The following is a 19,939-nucleotide window of genomic DNA, read 5'->3' as shown; positions in this document are numbered from 1 at the left end:
ACTATTTTCATGTGATAATCACTAGTAACTCCGGTAAATTTATAGATTTACCGGAGTTACTAATTAGAGTTTAATGCCGTGGCGCTAACTATTCCAGAGGGACTCTCTGCCTTCAAAAGAGGTGATTTAGATGCCTGGGCTACCTACGGTTATGCAATCCAGCAAGCCCAGAAAGATGGAGCCAAGGTACTCAAATCAGCGAAAAATATTCTCAGCGGCAATTTTACGATTGTTGCAGCGCCGAGTGCGATCGCAGACTTCCTCTGCCGCATCCAGAAATCGCAAGATTCGCAAGCATCGCATATAGACACGTGGTCAAAAAACTATGCAAAAGCAATTGCAGTTGATGAAAGCTTTGTCCTTAAAGAGGCCAAAGAAGGGTTAAAACAGCGGCGATCGCATGTGCTGCCGATTTCTCGACAAGCGATCGCTTCCCAGCAAGATGTAGCCGACACATCTTATCGTGCAGGCTCATCCCAACGATAACGTGAAACCTTTATGGGATGGAAGCTTTACTAATGCGATTAATCAATGCAAATAGTCAATCAAGGGTTTGACTGACAATCGGAGCTTCTAAATTATACGTCCTTGTAATAGTTAAAATCTTCCTATCTTATATCGTTGGGATAGTGCCCACCCTAAAAAAGTTAACTTAAACTCAGGTGAAATATGTCAATTCAAGACACAGTATCTAATTGGGAACAACTGTTAGAAATTGCTCAAAAAAATACCCCTGCTCGACGGGTGCGTAGACCAGGACAGTCCCCTTCTACCGCTCCCATCCCTAGCAGTCTTCATAAACTACCTCCAGATACAGAACCGCCAGTACTGCTCTACCGGGATACTAACTCTTGGTGTCCATTTTGCGAACGGGTTTGGTTTGCTCTGGAAGAAAAAGAAATTCCCTTTGCGACAGAGTTTATCGACTTGACTAACAAACCTAAATGGTATACTGATTTAGTTCCCACAACCCTTGTTCCGGCTGCCAAAATTGAGGGAAAGTTAGTCTATGAATCCAAAGACATTCTGTTAGCATTAGAAGAACGATTTGGGCCTACCTTGCTCCCTGAAGACCCAGAGGAAAACGCCGTTGCTAGGCAGTGGGTTGAGGATGGTGAAACCAATGGTGTACAAATCGCCTACAAATTCCTTAGACAAGCCCCTGAAGATCCTCATGAATTAGCAAGCTTAAAGGCAGCTTTTGAAGCGAAATTAGACCAACTGGAGGAACTTCTCGGAAAGTATCCTGGTCCCTACTTTTTGTCAACCTTTAGCTTGGTAGATATTACCTATAGCCCCCATTTAGACCGATTGGCAGCTAACTTACCCGTTTATCGGGGATATCAACTCAAGGGAAATCCCCGGTATCCTCGCATCAACGCTTGGTTTGAAGCACTTAAACAGCGTCCCGCTTATCACCGCGTCAAATCGGATGATACGACCAACAATTTACTTTTGCGTCGCAGATGGGGCGTGACACCAATCGGCAATCCCTTAGCCCCTGACCCAGCAGTTAGCCAAGAAATCCAATTTCGGGCAGAAGCGGCTGAGAGGTTGACTGATAACCGAGAAGTTGCTTTAGGAGACATCCTGAAAAACTCTGGGGTGCAAGCATTGGCGGTCAATGGCGACACAACAGCCGTTAAAGAAGCGGTTGATTTTCACCTCAGATTGCTGGCTGACTATCTCATCAATGCGAATGGTGCAGCATTGCCGTGGGGGCGCGTAGGCGGCAAAGACAATGCCGATCCGATTGTGTCTGCGGTTGGAGCGATCACACTCGCCTATGTGAGAAATCGCATCTGTGCGCCACGCGATATGAGTGCTGGTGCAGCAACTGCATTCCGGGCAGCAGCAGATAAGGTGTTGGCATCTCTTTATTAGCGATCGCTGGTGATATCATGTTCAGTAAATTACTTGTGATTCCTGCGTAACCTCTCAAGAGCAACCCCTCCCCTACTAGGGGAGGGGAGCTGGAGCTTGTAACTTTAGCTAGAATTTGGGTGTTGCTGATTGAAAGTAGGAATTAGCCTGATATCACTCCAGATACACCTTGCTGAAATTATTGCTATACAAAGATTACAGTCAATCGCATCTAATTAGACCGTTTCGGTAGGATCACCCCAAATACCCAATTTCCTATCTGTCATATCTGTCGTTTCTGTCATATCTGTCGTTTCTGTCGTTTCTGTCATATCTGTCATTTCTGTCATATCTGCCATTTCTGCCGTTTCTGCGATCGCCAACTGAGAACTCAGCTCGGCAACCATTTTTCACCCAAATACGATTACCTCTATAGCCCCAATTTCCTCTACAACTGGTGTCAGACAATTGCCTAATAAGCCTCACTCTACCTCTAGTAGGTATTGAACAAGTATTCCTGCGATTATTCTGACTTGAACAAGTGATTATCTCCTGAGCTGAAGCGGGAGCTGCAACGCCCAAAAGTGTACCTATACTAATGCTGGCAACCATGAAGGTAGCAGCAACTATGGGAAGACGCATTACCATATTCAATGTTAGACCTCTTCAAAAATTAACAAATAAAAACTATAGTAATTGTAGCGAACTGTATTAAAAACAAATTTTCAAATCAGATTTAATGCAAATAATCTTTATATTTTCAAATCAGATTTAATGCAAATAATCTTCATATTTTCAACAGCATTAGATGTAATAGTTACCATCAAATAGATAACCATTATTGCAGTTTTGATTTAGCTTTTTAAAATATTAAATCCGGTAGTAACCCAATCTCCGAAGATATTTAATAGATTTATTTAAAAGATAATAACAGGATTGATTTGAACAGATTTATGCCAATCAAAAAAAGGAGAGTATTGCTATTCTCCTAAGGTAATATGAGCGAGAATTTATTTTCTTAGTGATGAAAGCGAGCTTGACGTTCACGCAATTCACGAGCATGTCGTTCACGAGCTTGACGTTCACGCCATTCATGAGCGCGTCGTTCACGAGCTTGACGTTCACGCAATTCACGAGCGCGTTGTTCACGGACTTGACGTTTGTATTGAACTTTACTGTTATTAAAAGCTACAGTATTACGATTCAAATGATCATGCTCAGATTTAAATTCAGCAGCATTCGCATTTTGAGAAAAAGCAGCAATTGAGGCAGCTGCTAATAAGCCTCCAAGTAGAATAGATTTAAATCGGTTCATATATCCTTTAATGTAATGTGCCTTGCATTACTTGATTTGTATATTCTCAATGTAATCGAAATAATCAGACACACGCCTGTGATAAAAGTCATGTTTAAATAGTTACTTTTGTCACTACTACTAAGATTTATATTTTATTTTTGAAATCGGATAAGGATCAAAACCTGACCTGAGATGGGTTATACCCTCAGTATGGCTAGTAAAACTAAAGTCGGATTCTTATATTAGAGGTGATTATTCAAAACCATCGCCAAGCGATCGTGGGATAAAGCATTGGCCGTTTCAATCCCTAATAGGATTTTAGGTAATTGCAATCGCTGGCTTGTGAAAGCCTTGCCATATTTGATTTTAAGGTTCAGTTGCGCGAATGGACAAATCCTAACACTATAAGTTGTAATTTGGCTAAAGGCAAATGGCTGAAAACTAGTCCCCATAAGGTGCGCGGATGGTTTAGAAATGCGTAGGCGTAGCCCGCTACAGGCATCGCTCTTAAGTGCTTGCATATAGGGCAATTCAGCCATCTTTGTAGTCACCTCTTCCCCAACACCTACTCATCCGCGCATTCAGCAAAAAAACTAATCTGATTGGAAAGCTGCTTACTATACATATCCTACTCAATTAGGTTAGCTGACTTCAGGGTAATGCTTGGGTTCAGCTATGCCTACGCAAAACCAGCACCCCCCATGACCAACTTTATTTGGTAGCGTCTTCAAAATCTGTTATCGCACAACCAAACTCCCTAAAAGCTGTTTTAATCAGAATCTCTTTCGTTCCTCTCTCCAACGAAGAATTGCGTATAAGGTCTGTTAATTCTATGAACAGTAAAGAAAACATAAAACGATCTTGGCGGTCAACTTGTTTTAAGCAAGACGATATAAACTGATAAAGCTCTGTTTTTCTAGGTTTGGTTTGTTCTTCCCATATTTGTAACCCAAGCCGGAAGGTTCTCAAGCGGATTTCATTAGTATTGAAGGACGCGTCTTTGTAGCGGACTGATACGCGTTGGGGTAGTTCCATGAGTTTTAGCTATACATATTCAACGTAAAGTAATTATTCACTTATATTTTGGCTCAACCGGAAAAATCTCATATTTAGCTTGAAAATAGGTGACAGGGAAAGAGATTTTCAATCTGATATCTCCGTTGTATTGTCCATAATAAGAGAACCTCACCCCGCCTATAGCTAATAAAGTTACAGGCTCCCCTCCCTTAGTAGGGGAGGGGCTAGGGGAGAGGTCACGTAGGTATCACAAGTAATTCGCCAGACATGAGATGAGTGTCAAGTATAGGCGAAAAGCCTACATCAATTTAGAGGATGCCCCAAAAATGGAGTAAGCCTTGACCAGAAAAAGCTTCAATCAAAATCGCAGATAGAAAACCAATCATTGCAAGACGACCGTTCCAATTTTCACTCTGAGGAGTGAAGCCAAAACGCACAGCATTAGGATCTTCTGAAACAATAGGTGCAGGATTCTTTAAACCTGACATGAGTAAAACTCCAAAGTTCAAGTGTTGTAGCAGTTGTAACTGTCTGTAAAGTAATGTAACAGATGTTAAAAAAAATGCAACATTGAGTGAATAAAGAAAAGCTGAAGAAAAATCTGCTCGACATATCTTCTTCTAGTCCGGTTTTACAGGCGCTGAGTACTAACAGTTCTGCGGTTGAGATTGAAAACATCGTGCGATCGCAAAAAGCCATTTTATGGCATTCCCTTGTCGTCAAATAGCGATAACACTACTCGTGATATCAGTCTGGCGATCGCAGTAATGAGTGAGTTAAACTGCGTTTGATTAGGGAAATTTGCATCAGATTATACTCAGGGAGTACTTGAAATTTTATGCCAGTAGCCATTCACGCCACAGAGAAAGCACTATTAAAGGTTTTTAGTAACGACTTCGCATTTTCCATACCGGCTTATCAGCGTCCTTATGCATGGACAAAAGACCAAGCAAGTGAGTTGTTAACTGATTTATTGTCTTTTTTAGGGGATGGTTCAGAAGCTGTAACTGATGCCAATCCTTATTTTTTAGGAAGTATAGTTCTGATTAAGAGTGAAGATGCTCCTAAAGCAGATGTAGTGGATGGTCAGCAACGTCTGACGACGATTACAATTCTTTTATCTGTTTTACGAAGTTTATTCAGTGAAAAGAATGCATCAAGACTTACAAAATATATTTATCAAGAAGGCGATGAGTTTGAAGGAACATACGATTGTTATCGCCTTAAGTTACGAGAAAGAGATGAAGATTTTTTTCGCTCCTATGTACAATGCGAAAATGGGTTAGATAAACTTTGTAAACTTGATACTTTCCAGTTAAGCGATAGTCAAAAAAACATTAAAGCCAATGCAAGTTATTTCCTTGAGCAATTAGGTCAACTTTCTGAGCAACAGCGAAGTCGTTTTAGTCAATATTTAATGACGTGCTGTTTCTTAGTAGTTGTTTCTACGCCTGATCTTGACTCTGCTTATCGTATATTTTCTATTCTAAATGCGCGTGGTTTAGACCTCTCGCTCAGTGATTTTCTTAAATCAGAGGTTATTGGCTCAATTCCTCCATCTCAACAGGAGAAATACACAAAAATCTGGGAAACGGAAGAAGAAGATTTAGGTCGAGAGAAGTTTCAAGAACTATTTGCCCATATCCGCATGATTGATCGTAAGGCTAAACCGCGTAAGACAACTCTCAAAGAATTTCGCGAAGATATATTGCCTAAGATAGAGCCACAGAAATTTATTGAGGAAGTATTAAAGCCTTATTCTGATGCTTTAGAAATTATCAATACGGCAAATTACCGAAGTGATAAAGATGCAGAAATGATTAATTCTTTGCTTCGATGGTTGAACCAAATAGACAACTTTGATTGGATTCCGCCAGCAATTCTCTATTTTTCTAAAAATAGCCACGCTCCTGATAAATTAAAACAATTTTTTACTGATATTGAGCGATTAGCAGCAGGCTTATTCATTTTGCGGGCAGATATTAACGACAGGATCGGACGATATGCTAAACTTCTTGCTGCTATTGAAGAAAATGTAGATTTATATGCACTTGAGTCACCCTTACAGCTAACTCCTCAAGAAATCAATCGAATTATTAAAACGCTTGATGGAGATTTATATCAGATCAAGCGAATTAGGCAATATGTTCTTCTGCGCCTTGACTCTACGCTTTCTCAAGGGGAAGCGACTTATGACTATCCAGTTATTACGGTTGAGCATGTTCTTCCTCAAAATCCCAGCGAAGGGAGTATATGGCTTGAATGGTTCCCGAATGATGAGGAGCGTATTCAGTATGTGCATCGCATAGGTAATTTAGTGTTGCTCTCTCGAAAGAAGAATGCTGAGGCGCAAAACTACGATTTTGATAAAAAGAAAAAGAAGTATTTTGTTAGCAATACAAGTATCGTGCCTTTTGTTCTGACAACCCAAGTTTTACAGCAATCTGAATGGACTCCAGCAGTTATTGAGCAGCGACAAGAAGATTCGTTGCAAAGCCTGAGAAAAATATGGCGGCTGTAAGTGCGATCATCTATGCAGAAACAGATTAAACTTTTTACAAAAGTCAATTTTCTGAAAATGAAAACACACATGGATACAGATAAATACTAATGATTTATCTGTATCCATGTGTGATTATCTGGTTTCAATACCTGGGAATTAAACGATTAGACTTGTTGTATTCCGGGACGACCATCTTCAACGACAAATGAAGCCCGCTTACTAATCGTGCCAAATGGAGTTGTGACGTTTGATAAAACTAGATAGTCTGTCTTGTAGCTTGTGGGAGTCAGCGCACAGCGAACATACCCCCGTTGACCGTTGAAGAACTTAATGTGTGGGTTATCGGGTAAGTAAGCTTGAACATTTGGGGTGGTATCTGCCCCATCTCCACCGGAGGTTATTGAAGTACAGACGAATTCACTCCCGACTGTAGTAGATTCTGGGTTATTAAAGTCAGCCTTTAAATTCATCGCCCAGTTGGAATGGATATCGCCTGATAAAACTACTGGATTAGATGGTTTGCGCTGTTCTAAGAAACGCATGAGGCGATCGCGGGAAGCCACATAACCATCCCACTTATCCATGCTGTAGGTTCCGCCTTTCCCTGGTTTCATGTCTATCTGAGCAACTACAACTTGCTGGGCCAAAACGTTCCACTTAGCTTGTGAGCTATTTAGACCATCATATAGCCAATTTTCCTGACGCTTGCCAGTAATCGTTGCATTCGGATCTAAATTTTCTGGGCAACGTTCTTTAGTACCATCACCACATGGCTGATCGGTGCGATATTGACGGGTATCTAGGACATGGAAGGTGGCTAAGTTACCAAAGGAAAGCCGACGGAAAAGTTGCATATCGGGGCCAACGGGACGCGAGAAGGGTCGCAGTGGCATGTGTTCGTAGTAAGCCTGATAGGCAGCAGCCCGTCGTTGCAGGAAGATTGCCCGATTTTGATCTGGTTCAGTATCAACTTCCGAGATGTTGTTGGCGTAGTTGTTTTCTACCTCATGGTCATCCCAGGTAACAATCCAGGGAAACGCTGCATGAGCTGCTTGCAGATTGGTATCGGTTTTATAGAGGGCATGACGGTTGCGGTAATCTTCCAAGGTTAGAATTTCTGCACTGTTATGCTTTCTGGGGCGATTGTTTGATATTCCTCCTTCATAGATGTAGTCTCCAACATGCACTACCAAGCTGAGGTCGTCCTGGGCAATATATTTGTAGGCAGTATAGTACCCCTGCTCATAGTGCTGACAGGAGACAAGGGCAAAGTTTAATTTATTTAAGTAGCCACCTGCTAGAGGAGCTGTACGAGTGCGGCCAATGGGGCTAGCTTCTTGGCCGACAAGAAACCGATACCAGTACCAAGTATCAGATTGCAGTCCCTCTACTACAACTCGAACTGAGTGAGCTAGTTGTGGAGTTGCCAGTACCGTACCTCTGGAGACAATGCGCCTCATATCGGGATCGGTTGCTACTTCCCAGCGAATTGGTACATTAGCAGGTGGCATTCCACCTCCGTTTAAGGGTTCAGGAGCGAGACGAGTCCAGATCACTACGCTACTTGGATAGGGATCACCTGACGCTACACCCAAAGTGAAAGGATAATTGGAAAATCTGCTTCTAGCGATCACTCTTTGAGCAGAAAATTGGTTAGCGATCGCCAAACCAGACAATCCTCCTGCCCCGATAATTAAATTGCGTCGTTTGATTCGACTGTGTAGGAACTGCTCAAAATTCCGGTAATCTACCATTCTCTACTCCTGACTAACAGGTAAGTTAAAACGCAGCAACAGCTAACACGAAGAAGGCAGGGTGGTTTTAGGCAAACTTCGTAATTAACTCCCTTACCAAAATCAGGTTTTAATTCCCAATTTTTTCTTCTGGCATCAATGTCTTAGATGTTGTTTTGCCACATCAAAGCATATTAGGAAAAGATTAATCCTTGGCAAAGAAAGCGTTAATATCAACTTAACTAAGGTTAAAATCTAACCTTTTTCATTGATGTTACTTTTCTCTTCATCATCCAGCCCAGACTACAAGCAAAGAGAGTACCAATTAAGGGCGTAGGTTCAGGTATTTGTGTATACGAAACTCTACCTGATATCGGTTCAGCATCTGGAGAGGTTCTAGAGAAAATTGTAAAATCATCACCAATGATTTCGTAACTTATAGAACTGGAAGGATTAGATTTATCGTTGAACAGATAGTCTAATGCTAAAGATGTTTGTCCAGTTAAGAACGTAGTTGGAAATACCAGGGGAAATTCTGGATATTGGGTGTCATCTTTTTCAGTATAAACAGTAGAATCACCGTCAAATTGGAATGAGAGTGACTTAATGGTAGCTACAGGATTATCTTCATTACTGAAAGTTGAGTCATCAAAGCTAAAAAAGCCATTTCCCTTTGTTACGGGACTATCAACTGTGAAAGCGTAATTAATAATTGCAGCAGATGCAGATTTTGCATTTTCAGTAGCAAAACCTAAAGTTAAAGTAGCAGCAAGCACTAATCGTGTAACCAATTTCATCTCAGTTTTTATTACCATAAACCTCTGTAAACAATGCACACTGCAAGGTATAGAAATAGTTTGTTTCTAACTTGTTTATTTTCCAAATGGGTATTCATCACTGTTCTAATCAGTGATGAGAATCAATGCTTTTTCCCTTTTTGAGAAAAAGAAACTAGTCTCCAAATAATTGAAGTCACCCTATTTTAGAATCATGAGTTTAAGCAGACTTTAATTAGAGGTAAAATAAAATAGAATTTAAGTTTGCCAATGAAAGAGTTAGATCTGATTCGTAAAGATAATCTTAAGGATACTCAACTCGTTACTATATCTGAGTTTCAGAGAATAAGTGCTTTATTGACTTAAATTCCTGAAACCCTTACAAGATAAGTACTTTAGTTGAGTTTACAAATTAGCTCATAACAGTTAACTAAAACATTTATATTGAACTGGGGACTGGGGAACACGTGGCGCTCTCTGGGGATAAGCGGCAATGGGGACTGGTTGCACTGGGGATTGGGAAGATGAGTATATAAATTCATATCTCACCTTGATATAGTTTATTTGTACTATTGGTTGAGGTGCGAAATGTGGGTTGATACTATCCTGTGCGATCGCTCATCTTGTGATTCATCAGCCCAAAAATTATTGATCATAAAATTCAGCTGGTTGTTTCCTATTTTTCCTTTTATAGCGATACCACCACATCACAAAACCTGTAATCAGCAAAATGGTGGGAGTGATACCAACCAAACCGTAGATAATTTCTGTTGTGTGTCCGCCATAATGACCAAAGTGTAGGTTTCCAATCCACTCAATCACCTTATCACCTCTGGATGACTGACGGATGTTCCTGACCCGTAGCACTTTCCCACTGTATTGGTCTATATAAACTTCACTCGAACCAGATCCATTTAAATCTTCAGGGAAGCGCTTGCGAAAAACGTAGGGGGCTTCCGGTGTAGTGGGAGGCCAAATAATTGGGGTTACAGCACCGGGAAGTGGTGTATTTGATATTTGAATTGCTTGTTGAAGTGAAATTGGTTTCTTACCAGGAATCGGCACAGAAACCAGGGTTGGTTCTGGTGGAGAAGGAGAAAAAGTAATAGCATGGATAACTGGATTAACCATGCTTCCCCAATTCATACAGAAGCCTGTAAAGCCTAGAATCGCTAGAAATACAGCTGCGAAGATACCTACTACTTTATGAATATCAAAGTTTGCTCGCTTGGGATGGGCGTTGAGCTTGATTTTGAAGCCATTTACTAACTTGCGCCAACCAGGCCAGAGAAAGATTCCTGTGATGCACAAAATAAACATCAGCAAACCAATAATGCCATAAACTATTTCACCTGTATGACCTGCGACTGAGCCAATATGTAATTGACCAGCAATATCGAGCCAGTCACCTGTTGTTTGATGAGTGCCAAGAATTTCACCTGTATAAGGATTGAGAAGTACATCTAAGGAGATGCCGTTTTTGTCAATTATGCCTACGGATGCAGGTGAAGTGCCTGTTTGAAAGTAATCAGGGCTAATCGTGCTAACTTTCAAGTCTGGCTGACTACTATATGCAGCTTGGACTTTTTCTACCAGCACATTTAATGGTAGCGGTTGACCTTGTGGTGTAACTTGTGTCAACCTTTTACCGAGGATAAGACGATAAACTTCTGCATCAAACATCCACAATGTGCCAGTCACACCAATTACCACGATAATTAGTCCCAAAACTAGACCGAGATAACGGTGCAGATAAAATACAAAGTTACGGAGCCTTTTAGGGGTGATAGTGTTGTTTTGGGAAAGTTTGGTAGATGTCATAATGGATTACTCAAGGGCTTAAAATTGACTGTCAAAATATACTTAAGGAACTCAAGTGAATCACAGTTAAAAACATTGAAAAGCAGCAAAGAATAGCGTCCTAACTAGTTAAAATCGCACTGAAATCGATCCCAGCACAGTCAATGGTTCACCAGGTTGGATAAAACCATCTGTCTCGAAATACCGCTTGTTAAATAGATTCTTAAAGTTCAGCCCAAGCTGCCAGTTATCTTGTTTGTAGAAAATTGCCGCATCAGTACGAACGTAAGAGGAAACTGTAAATGTGTTAGGTAAAGTAACTTCTCTATCTCCCACATAAAATACTCCCGCACCAAAGCCTAACCCTTTGAAATCTCCCTTTGGAATTTCGTAACTCATCCATAAACTCGCCCCTTGACTAGGCGCATTTATGAGTTTGTCACCGACTGGTAAGTTATTGTCTTCGCTAACAAATGTATCGTTAAAAAACAAAGAAGCAATAATATTCAAGTTTTGTAACGGTTCTCCAGCTAAACTGAATTCAACCCCTCGACTCTTAACTTCACCAACACCAATCGAATAGTTACGATCTTGTGGATCTGTTGTCGGAATGTTTGTCTTTGTAATTTCATAGGCAGCTAAAGTAGCTGATAATTTGTTGTCCAAAAGTTCGGTTTTGATACCAGCTTCATATTGAGTGCCGCGAGTGGGTTCGATAATTTCTCCAGTTCTGGTACGAGAGTCATTAGGAACAAAAGACCTGCTAAAACTGGCGTAGAGTGATACAGGTTCAATGGGTTGGTAGACAATACCAACGCGGGGTGAGAAAGCGTTAGCATCAACTTCATTTGTTTCATTAAAAACACTTGGTTCATCAGGATTGATATTATTAAATTCAATAAAGATATCAGTCTGTTTATTGAAATCATATCGACCCCCAACTAATAACTTTAAATTTGGGAGTAACGTGACTTGATCTTGGAGATAAAGAGCAATGGTATTCCGTTCTTTCTTTTGTGATGAAAAAAAGTTAAACTCTCTAGGGATAGTCGCGCCATAAACTGGTTCAAAGATATCAATTGAATAATCAGCAGAGTTATCATCATAATTAAAGTGACCAATAGATTGAGTCCATTCAAGTCCAAACAGTAGTTGATGCTTTACACTGCCTGTATTAAACTTCCAGATCAGATCATTTTGCAGGGAGTATAGTTGATTGTCGTCTGTGCCTGTTTCGTAGAATCTTGGTGCTAACGAACCGTCTATATCTCCAAAATCTAGCCGAAATGACGAGCCTTTGGAGTTGGTAAATTGAGTAAAAAAGCCGCTGCGAATTTCTAAGTTGTCATTAAAGCGATGAGAAATTGCAAAATTAATATTATGAGTGTCACTCTGCTGGCGATCGCCTGGTTCCCCCAAAAAACGGTTACGTGGTAATTGAAAAACTAGGGGGTTTGCTGGAAAACCTTCATAAGGCGTTCCATCCTGTCTAATGTACTCATAGCCAAAATTCAATGTGGTAGAGTCCCCAATTTTGTAGCTTAGGGTTGGCGCGATTGAAAAGTTTTCCCGATTCACAAAATCAACAAAGCTACCGGAATTTTCATAGCCAATATTGACGCGATACAACAATTGTTTATCCGTTGTCAGTGGCCCAGAAAAATCGAGTGTGGGGTTGTAGAAACTGTCACTGCCAACAATAAATTCGCCCGCGTAATAAGGTGTTTCTAGCGGTTGTTTTGTCACATAGTTCACCACTCCTCCCGGTTCCAGGTTGCCATACAGCACTGAAGCAGGGCCTTTCAAGACCTCAATTCGCTCAATATTATTAGACACCGCTGATGCGTTTGCTGGAGTTGTGGATGAACCAGGAAAAGCAAACCCATTTCTCAGAGTGTTTTGTGTCGTAAATCCGCGAATGACGTAATCAGGTGCCAAACTCCGACGATTACCACTAGTTATCACACCTGCTACGTTGCGGAGAGCATCAGATAGGCGAGTGATTTTTTGATCCTCAATCACTCGGCGGGGAATCACCTGAATCGACTGGGGAATATCGCGTAATGGGGTATCAGTTTTAGTTGCTGTTGATGCATCCGGTACGCTATATCCTGTGTCTTGCTCACCTGTCACCACCAGTTCAATCGGTTCGTCACTTTGAGCTGATGGTTGACTTGGTTTAGTGTCACTTTGAGGTGGTTGTGTTTGTGGCTGTATAGAAGACGCAACACTAAAAATTAAACCCTCGTCTGGACTGTCAAACAACTCGACAATTGGTACACCCGCCTCGCCTCTTACCGTCACCCGGATAGTATTGGCATTAAAGTTAGTAACTGTAATCTCAATAATTCCCGCAAGCGGTTTTTCTGAACGGAATCTAAAGGTATCACCTTTGGTTAATCGCAGTTGGGCATTGGGAATATCAGCGATAAAGCTGTTGTCAACGCTGCGATTTACTACTTGCAACTTTTGACCTTTGTCAGTTTGTAAAATCACCTCTACACCTTTATCAGTAGGATTTGCCTTGACTGCCGTAACTTGCACAACTTTTGTTAAAGGCGCTATTTCTGATGCTGGCGACTGCACTAGGATGATTGCGCGATCGCTTACTTGCAGTCGTCTTATTGGTTGGAGTACTTCTTTGGCATATGCCGGAATTGCCAAGCCTATCCATCCTATGATCGCTAGTAGTTGCCACAGTTGCTTCCTCTTCACGCTTTCACCTCACACGCGGTTGCACAATTCCCACAAAAAATTATCAGGAAGAATTCTTATTACCTGAGAATAGAGGATTTGACAAATTGAGGTGGCTCTTAGCGGAACCGCGATGACTCTCAGCGGAACAATTCAAATCTCCCGTTTTTGTGTTTGCTTGAAAAACTCACTCGGATTTATGCCAAACCGTTTGCGAAACGCTGCTGCAAAATGGCTGCGATTCGCATAGCCCACCGCGTAGGCAACTTCTGCTACAGTCATTTGCCCTTCTTCGATAAATTTCCTGGCTTGTTCCATCCGATGACTATGCAAATAGCCGAACACCGTTGTATCAAACTCTCGTCGAAAGCCCTCTTTGAGTTTGCGAGTATTGAGTCCCGCTTGTTGAGAAAGTTCTAACAGAGATGGCGGATGTTCTAAGTTGTGGATGAGGATTTCCTTGGCGTAGTGCAGGCGATCGCGCTCTTGTGATTTTGATGATGACTTTTGGCTTGGCTGTGGTTCCTTCTGGATGTACTGATCCAAACGTAGCGCCATCAGTTCCAGCACCTTACCTTCAAGATACAACTGCCGTGTTAGCCCTTGATAGGGACAATTCAGAATTTGGTAAATGATTGTACACATTGCAGGTGTGTTAACACCCATTTGGAAACAATCTATATTATCTGAATGTTCAAGAAACTGCCTCAGCTTCGGATCGACCAGCTCTAAACAATGGGCGATCGCTTTCAAAAATGCCTCAATCTTAATATGAATATCAAATTTCAGAATTCTTTGTCCTGCTTGCCAGTCAACTAACCCACTGATTCCGGGTTCAAATCCAAGACACAAAAAGTTTTCTCCAGCGAGTGTCTGCTCAGTGTTATTATCCCCCGCAACCATAAAACTGAACTCCAAATCAAATCCAGGTTTTCCAGGAGCAGTTTCAACGATCAAGTTTTCTTGCAGGCTGTATTGATCAATCACCAGATAAATTCCAGAGCGAAGCAAGATTATCTGTCGCTTTCCCTGGCTATGCTTGTGCGGATCATGAACAGGGCTATCTAATTTTCCAAAATTAGGTAAGCTATCCAAGTACAAATGATTCGGAGAGGATTGTACTAAAGATTCTGGCTCGGAAAGGAACAATGTCATACTGATATGAACAAAGCAGAAATAACTCTTATTAAAAAATTTTTGCAGAATCTGCTTGAAGATTAATAATTATTTTTGGCATTATACAGCAGGCTTGATCCAGGAATATGGATTTAGGAAAGCGATAGTTGAGGTTGAGGGTGTTGTTAGTACAGTTTTGCGTAAAAGCGTAGCGTTTTTAACGCAGGGGGATGCATTAACAATGCGGCTGACGCATTAACATTGTATCGGGATGCATTAACAATGCAGCTGACGCATTGGCATTGTATCGGGATGCATTAACAATGCAGCTGACGCATTGGCATTGTATCGGGATGCATTAACAATGCAGCTGACGCATTAGCATTGTATCGGGATGCATTAGCATTGCAAGGTATTGCCAAATTTAATTCGCTACGAATATAATGAAATGCTGTACTTAGCGTAGGCGTAGCCCGTCGTAGACATCGCTTTGAGTCTCGGAAAGCAAACCAAACGATAAATGCTGATTTTTTCCTTGGTTCTTAACCTTGGTTACAATCAAGAGTAATTTAGATGCGTTTCCCCTGCCCTCCGGGAACGCTAAAAGCGAACGGTATAACAGACCCGACGACAGAGAATACTGGTCAATCTCTTATTGTTCTAACATTTGGAAAAATCGGGTAAAGTAATCTGGAAAGGTTTTCGCTGTACAGCCAGGATCTTTAATTACAATTCCTGGAACCTTCAAGCCAGTGACAGCAAAAGCCATCGCCATTCGATGATCGTGATAGGTTTCAATCGCCGCTGGGGTAATCGCGCCAGGCTCAATTTTCAGTCTATCTGCAAATTCTTCAACCTCAACTCCTAGCCGACGCAACTCTGTGACAACAGCTCGAATTCGATCGGTTTCCTTATATCGAATATGTTCCACATTGCGGATGGTAACAGGTGAACTGGCAAAGGGGGCGATCGCTCCTAATGTTTGCACTAAATCTGATATATCATTCATATCAATGTCGATGCCTTGCAATTGCTTCGGCCCCGTCACTTCCGTGTAATCATCCGAATCTTTAATTTGGCAACCCATCTGTTCTAAAACATTCAGCCACAGAATATCACCCTGACACGATTGTTTGGTCAAATGTTTGACGCGCACCCGTCCACCCGTGACGGCGGCGGCGGCAAAAAAGTAAGAGGCATTTGATGCATCAGGTTCTACTGTGTAATGTCGAGCTTGGTAACGTTGACCTGCTTTGATCTGAAATTGATTATCGCTGATTTGAATCACCTCCACGCCAAAATCTGCCATCAAACGACAGGTCATTTTGACGTAAGACTGAGAAACTAATGTCCCCTCAACCTCAATGCTCGTATCTTGTTGAGCATAAGGCGCAATCATCAGCAATGCCGAAAGTTGCTGACTTGTTTGGTTAGCTTTCAAGCGAAAATTTCCGCCAGCGAATCCCTGGCTATACACGGTGTAGGGCATAAACCCGGAGTTTCCCTCAAAGTTAACGGTTGCTCCACCCGTTTGCAGCACCGTCAACATGTCACCCATCGGTCGTTCTCGCATCCTGGGAACGCCATCTAGGCGATATTCGCCGTTACCCAATGCCACCAACGCCGAGATAAACCGTGCTGCTGTGCCTGCCAAACCCACAAATAAATCTGCTTGTTTCGCTGGAATGTCGCCTCCTCTTCCCGCGACTTGGATCTGTGCCTGATCAGGATTCAAAGTAATGGGAATGCCCAATTGCTCTATGCATTTGGCAAAATACTCGCTGTCTTCACTAAATAAGGCATTTTCTAAAATGGAATCACCTTGTGCCAAAGCAGCAACAAGCAGTGCGCGATTAGTAAGACTTTTAGAACCGGGAATTTCTACCGTGGCATCCACTGGCCGATTTAGAGCAGGAATTGCAATGGTATCCACGTTAAACCTCTACGTAGGCGGTTAGGTACAACTTTATATATTGCCATATTGTGACCAAAAGGGGGAGGGGAGTAAGAATTTTCGATTTTAGATTTTGGATTTTAGATTGAAATTTAATCGAAAATCATCTGAATTTCCCAATCCTCGAAATGGGAATTGGAATGAATACAGGCGAGGTTGTGCTGGAAAATGTTATTTCTTAAAAACGCGCTCAATATACAGTTATTAGCAGTCATGTTAATTTAGCTGCCCGAATTGAGTCTTATACCGTGGGAGGACAGAAGAATGCGACTCCCTCACCGCTACGTGTCTACGCATTTCTCAATGCACTCCGTCAGCCTGGGTGAGATTAAGGCATCAATATTGAAATGGTAACGAAGGGAGGTGTATGTAAATACGGTTAACTGAAAAAGTAGGTAGTCTAGATTTTTTTAAAACAGTAGCAATTGTTGCTGATAGAACCAGGCGATCGCGGTAAGATTTTGAACTTAAGCCTGATCCAACTCCAATAACTCCTAACTCTGACCAAATAATTAATAATTCGTAATTTATGGGATAGAGCAACTAACTTGAGTTATGGAGGTAAAAATATGATTTCTTCTCAAACTGAGATTAAATTACATCCAAAAGACAGATGACGAACCTAAACAACTTTCAAAGACTAGTAGAACTTGCAAATGATCATGGAATTATTTGCCAGCCCACACCAGAAGAATGTTTGATTGGATCTCTGCCTGGAGACGATGATTTCTTATTAGCTTTTACTTGGTCTGGTACAGTTGAAGGAGAGCCGCCAGAGCATGAATTAATAGCAATTAGTGTACAGGATATAGTCAAAGAAGTTACAGTTGCTGCTTGGCAGATTCCTATTTATTTATTCGGAAACGTTTTAAGGCAGGCTCAGATGCTTGTCGCTGCCCATAAAGATTTTGTTAGTTAGCAGACAAGCTTTAGCTAAAAATTACTATCCTTGTCCACTGTGGCAGGGATTTTTATTTGAACTACTGCGCCCAAAGCAAGAGTTACTGACACTCGATGTCAGCTTTAAATATTTATAAAATATTCTCTAAGGTTATTGGTGAAAACGTTGTAGTCTAATGTTTCTATACTGCAACGTTTCTTATTGAGCAATGTTTGCGGCGGGCTACGCCTACGCACTTTGCCGTATTAGGTGAGAATAGACTTGCGCTTGTAGTCAGGACTTTAATTCTCGATTTAGGAACTTCAGTCCCCACTCCAAACTGAGCGATGCCTGCGGCGGGCTAGGCCTACGCACTTCGCCGTATTAGGTGAGAATAGACTTGTGCTTGTAATCAGGACTTTAATCCTCGATTTAGGAATTTCAGTCCCTACTCCAAACTGGACATCATATAACTAATCCTACTGCGGCGTACCACTGCTGAATGAAGTTATATTCCAACAGTTTTCACAGTTATTGTCTACCATTTTTACCTACGTGAGCAGTGGATTTTTAGATAAATGAAACAGTTAGCAAAAACGTTACATAAAAAATTTTCGCATCTAATTCAGCAGGTAATAGGAATTACCTTTTCCCGTAATCCAAATCCAAACGAAACTAATGTTGCTGAAGGTGAAGAAATTCTAGAAGACCAGACTGCTAAATTAGAAAAGCAAATTACTTTTCAGATATCTTCTAAGGAAGATGAGCAAAAATTACTATTAAATAAGCAGTATCCAGTTAAACCCAGACAATTCAAAAAAGCTTCCTTATTTCCTGATCAGACTAGTATTGCTGCCTTGTCGTCAGTTTTGCATGGAGTTGCTGAAGTCTTATCTCAAAAAATGAATCTACCATGGAAAACTGAAGTAAGTAGTACTTTCAGCTATGAAAAAGAAGTTGAAAGTGGAAAAGGAAAAATCTTTTACTATGTAACAGATAATCCCGAAACCTCACAACCAGAAACTCTGGCCGAAGAGGCTGCTCTAGTTGTTATAGATCAATTTGACCCAAGGGCGTGTGCAATTCACCTAATTTACTGTGCTTTAGTAGCCAGCTTAGATAAACCTTGGTCAGGCAATTTTATTATAGATGACAAGCAACTATTTGAATACACAGGGCTTGTTAAACGCAGGGACTTATGCAAGCATGAAAAATTGAGTATTTTGTACGACTTGTTACGGCAACCTGCTCAGGTACTAGCTTGTATTGCATGGCCTAAACAGGGGAAAGTAGGAGCTTTTACTGTTGCTGATTTAAAGATTTGGGACGTTAGCATAATACGAGATTTTGAAACAGATAAAGCTGGCAATAGCAAGCTAGTGGGTTTAAAGGTGATAGGTCAAGCTGGAGTATGGACAAAATACTTCCTCAATAAATCTAAATATCACTACCAGACTGGAATTATTACCAAGAAAACCGTACAGAAACTATTTAGCATTGGTAAACAAAATGCTGGCGCGGCTAGAATATTAGTTTGGCTAACTTTCCAAATCCAGCCGGAATTCCAAGATTGTGTAATCGGCAAGACTTTGATGGAGATTGCTTACAGTGCAGATAAAGTGTCAACAGCAGAGCAAGACAGACAGCTCAGACGGCAAATGGCTGATGACTTTGAAACTGATTTGAAAGTTGTCAAAGAAGCAGGATGGCAAGCAGAACTGGAAACAGGCCCAGCTTGGTTAACAAGCAGCACAAGCACTAAAAGACCTATAGGTTACTGGAGTGAAATACTGAATTCTAAATGGCGTTTTCATCTACCAGTAGAAGTACAGTCACGCTTGACTATGGACTCAAATCAGCTAAGTGTAAACAATATCCAGCCTCTATCAGGTAATGTGATCAGAGAAGCTAGAAAAGCAAAAGGCTGGTCTAGGGCATTTTTCGCTACAACGATGGGGAAAAGCGTTTCCTGGGTTGATGCAGTAGAGACGGGTACACGTAAGGTTTCTCAGAAGGACTTGCCCAAGTTGCTCAACACACTGGAATTACACCTTAACAGGTATTGATTTCAAGTGACATCTCCTACACTTCTGCTTCGCAGTAAGTGTAGGCTTCCAAGCGGATTATAGAGATTGAAAAGAAAAAAACAATAAATGAAAGTTAAATAAATACCCAAGGGTAGGCTGGAAATTTATTTACTGGTAAGTAGCTTAGATCCCACCTTCCGCACCCTAACTGTCACACATCAATAAAAAGTCTCTTTAGTAGTACATAGGAACTAAAGTAGAGTGAATAGAAAGAAGGAT

At 41.2% G+C, this 19,939-nt stretch carries 17 protein-coding genes and 2 pseudogenes; 7 read left to right on the top strand and 12 right to left on the bottom strand.

Annotated features, from left to right (window positions below):
- Positions 1-78 precede the first annotated feature (78 nt).
- A complete protein-coding gene (locus tag V7K46_RS29210) occupies positions 79-486 on the top strand; it encodes a hypothetical protein (protein ID WP_335119490.1) in 408 nt (135 codons plus the stop codon).
- 183 nt (positions 487-669) lie between these two features.
- The gene (locus tag V7K46_RS29205) at positions 670-1,884 is read left to right on the top strand and encodes a glutathione S-transferase family protein (protein ID WP_335119488.1); all 1,215 of its coding nucleotides are present in this window, start codon (positions 670-672) and stop codon (positions 1,882-1,884) included.
- Positions 1,885-2,099: 215 nt separating this feature from the next.
- On the opposite strand, the gene V7K46_RS29200 is transcribed toward V7K46_RS29205, so the two are convergent.
- The 6 genes and pseudogenes from V7K46_RS29200 to V7K46_RS29180 form a co-directional block, all read right to left on the bottom strand.
- Positions 2,100-2,270, bottom strand: coding sequence for a hypothetical protein (locus tag V7K46_RS29200; RefSeq protein WP_335119486.1), 171 nt, complete (start codon positions 2,268-2,270; stop codon positions 2,100-2,102).
- A 22-nt stretch (positions 2,271-2,292) separates the two neighbouring features.
- Positions 2,293-2,475 (bottom strand): annotated as a pseudogene (locus V7K46_RS32230) (DUF3011 domain-containing protein); the annotation flags it as partial.
- Between the two features lie 406 nt (positions 2,476-2,881).
- Complete coding sequence (locus V7K46_RS29195; protein WP_335119484.1) at positions 2,882-3,178, bottom strand: hypothetical protein; 297 nt, start codon at positions 3,176-3,178, stop codon at positions 2,882-2,884.
- Between the two features lie 224 nt (positions 3,179-3,402).
- Positions 3,403-3,699 carry a hypothetical protein gene (locus tag V7K46_RS29190; RefSeq protein WP_335119482.1) on the bottom strand — a complete coding sequence of 99 codons (297 nt, stop codon included), beginning with the start codon at positions 3,697-3,699 and terminating at the stop codon, positions 3,403-3,405.
- A 172-nt stretch (positions 3,700-3,871) separates the two neighbouring features.
- Positions 3,872-4,195 (bottom strand): hypothetical protein, encoded by a 324-nt coding sequence (locus V7K46_RS29185; RefSeq protein WP_335119480.1) that lies wholly within the window; start codon positions 4,193-4,195, stop codon positions 3,872-3,874.
- 290 nt (positions 4,196-4,485) lie between these two features.
- Positions 4,486-4,665 (bottom strand): high light inducible protein, encoded by a 180-nt coding sequence (locus tag V7K46_RS29180; RefSeq protein WP_334963262.1) that lies wholly within the window; start codon positions 4,663-4,665, stop codon positions 4,486-4,488.
- Positions 4,666-4,751: 86 nt separating this feature from the next.
- On the opposite strand from V7K46_RS29180, the gene V7K46_RS29175 reads away from it, so the two are divergent.
- Both V7K46_RS29175 and V7K46_RS29170 read left to right on the top strand, forming a co-directional pair.
- A complete protein-coding gene (locus V7K46_RS29175; RefSeq protein WP_335119478.1) occupies positions 4,752-4,904 on the top strand; it encodes a hypothetical protein in 153 nt (50 codons plus the stop codon).
- A gap of 111 nt (positions 4,905-5,015) precedes the next feature.
- A complete protein-coding gene (locus V7K46_RS29170; protein ID WP_335119476.1) occupies positions 5,016-6,698 on the top strand; it encodes a DUF262 domain-containing protein in 1,683 nt (560 codons plus the stop codon).
- 146 nt (positions 6,699-6,844) lie between these two features.
- Here V7K46_RS29170 and V7K46_RS29165 read toward each other — a convergent pair whose 3' ends face one another.
- The 6 genes from V7K46_RS29165 to aroA form a co-directional block, all read right to left on the bottom strand.
- Positions 6,845-8,434, bottom strand: coding sequence for an alkaline phosphatase D family protein (locus V7K46_RS29165; protein WP_335119474.1), 1,590 nt, complete (start codon positions 8,432-8,434; stop codon positions 6,845-6,847).
- Between the two features lie 227 nt (positions 8,435-8,661).
- Positions 8,662-9,228: a PEP-CTERM sorting domain-containing protein gene (locus tag V7K46_RS29160; RefSeq protein ID WP_335119472.1), complete on the bottom strand. Its 567-nt coding sequence runs from the start codon at positions 9,226-9,228 to the stop codon at positions 8,662-8,664.
- 606 nt (positions 9,229-9,834) lie between these two features.
- Entirely contained in the window at positions 9,835-11,010 is a 1,176-nt protein-coding gene (locus V7K46_RS29155; protein WP_335119470.1) for a PepSY-associated TM helix domain-containing protein, read from the bottom strand.
- Between the two features lie 108 nt (positions 11,011-11,118).
- On the bottom strand, positions 11,119-13,704 hold the full coding sequence (locus V7K46_RS29150; RefSeq protein ID WP_335119468.1) for a TonB-dependent siderophore receptor: 2,586 nt from the start codon (positions 13,702-13,704) through the stop codon (positions 11,119-11,121).
- 132 nt (positions 13,705-13,836) lie between these two features.
- Positions 13,837-14,838 carry a helix-turn-helix transcriptional regulator gene (locus V7K46_RS29145; RefSeq protein WP_335119466.1) on the bottom strand — a complete coding sequence of 334 codons (1,002 nt, stop codon included), beginning with the start codon at positions 14,836-14,838 and terminating at the stop codon, positions 13,837-13,839.
- 613 nt (positions 14,839-15,451) lie between these two features.
- Positions 15,452-16,732, bottom strand: coding sequence for a 3-phosphoshikimate 1-carboxyvinyltransferase (aroA, locus tag V7K46_RS29140; RefSeq protein WP_335119464.1), 1,281 nt, complete (start codon positions 16,730-16,732; stop codon positions 15,452-15,454).
- 131 nt (positions 16,733-16,863) lie between these two features.
- Here aroA and V7K46_RS29135 point away from each other — a divergent pair.
- From V7K46_RS29135 to V7K46_RS29125, 3 genes and pseudogenes are all read left to right on the top strand, one after another.
- Positions 16,864-17,013: pseudogene (locus tag V7K46_RS29135) on the top strand (adenylate/guanylate cyclase domain-containing protein); the annotation flags it as partial.
- Positions 17,014-17,366: 353 nt separating this feature from the next.
- Positions 17,367-17,672, top strand: coding sequence for a hypothetical protein (locus V7K46_RS29130; RefSeq protein ID WP_298909598.1), 306 nt, complete (start codon positions 17,367-17,369; stop codon positions 17,670-17,672).
- 539 nt (positions 17,673-18,211) lie between these two features.
- Positions 18,212-19,699 carry a helix-turn-helix domain-containing protein gene (locus V7K46_RS29125; protein WP_335119461.1) on the top strand — a complete coding sequence of 496 codons (1,488 nt, stop codon included), beginning with the start codon at positions 18,212-18,214 and terminating at the stop codon, positions 19,697-19,699.
- Positions 19,700-19,939: the final 240 nt, after the last annotated feature.

Origin of the sequence: Nostoc sp., assembly GCF_036917395.1 — a bacterium.
Classification (GTDB): domain Bacteria; phylum Cyanobacteriota; class Cyanobacteriia; order Cyanobacteriales; family Nostocaceae; genus Nostoc.
Note: the sequence above shows the minus strand (reverse complement) of the source record. Positions and strands in the feature narration are given on the sequence as shown.

Bases quoted from the DNA above. Each gene is read 5' to 3' on its own strand.
- V7K46_RS29205 (WP_335119488.1), top strand. From the start codon at position 670: ATGTCAATTCAAGACACAGTATCTAATTGGGAACAACTGTTAGAAATT.
- V7K46_RS29200 (WP_335119486.1), bottom strand. From the start codon at position 2,270: ATGGTTGCCGAGCTGAGTTCTCAGTTGGCGATCGCAGAAACGGCAGAA.
- V7K46_RS29195 (WP_335119484.1), bottom strand. From the start codon at position 3,178: ATGAACCGATTTAAATCTATTCTACTTGGAGGCTTATTAGCAGCTGCC.
- V7K46_RS29190 (WP_335119482.1), bottom strand. From the start codon at position 3,699: ATGGCTGAATTGCCCTATATGCAAGCACTTAAGAGCGATGCCTGTAGC.
- V7K46_RS29185 (WP_335119480.1), bottom strand. From the start codon at position 4,195: ATGGAACTACCCCAACGCGTATCAGTCCGCTACAAAGACGCGTCCTTC.
- V7K46_RS29180 (WP_334963262.1), bottom strand. From the start codon at position 4,665: ATGTCAGGTTTAAAGAATCCTGCACCTATTGTTTCAGAAGATCCTAAT.
- V7K46_RS29170 (WP_335119476.1), top strand. From the start codon at position 5,016: ATGCCAGTAGCCATTCACGCCACAGAGAAAGCACTATTAAAGGTTTTT.
- V7K46_RS29165 (WP_335119474.1), bottom strand. From the start codon at position 8,434: ATGGTAGATTACCGGAATTTTGAGCAGTTCCTACACAGTCGAATCAAA.
- V7K46_RS29160 (WP_335119472.1), bottom strand. From the start codon at position 9,228: ATGGTAATAAAAACTGAGATGAAATTGGTTACACGATTAGTGCTTGCT.
- V7K46_RS29155 (WP_335119470.1), bottom strand. From the start codon at position 11,010: ATGACATCTACCAAACTTTCCCAAAACAACACTATCACCCCTAAAAGG.
- V7K46_RS29145 (WP_335119466.1), bottom strand. From the start codon at position 14,838: ATGACATTGTTCCTTTCCGAGCCAGAATCTTTAGTACAATCCTCTCCG.
- V7K46_RS29130 (WP_298909598.1), top strand. From the start codon at position 17,367: ATGACGAACCTAAACAACTTTCAAAGACTAGTAGAACTTGCAAATGAT.
- V7K46_RS29125 (WP_335119461.1), top strand. From the start codon at position 18,212: ATGAAACAGTTAGCAAAAACGTTACATAAAAAATTTTCGCATCTAATT.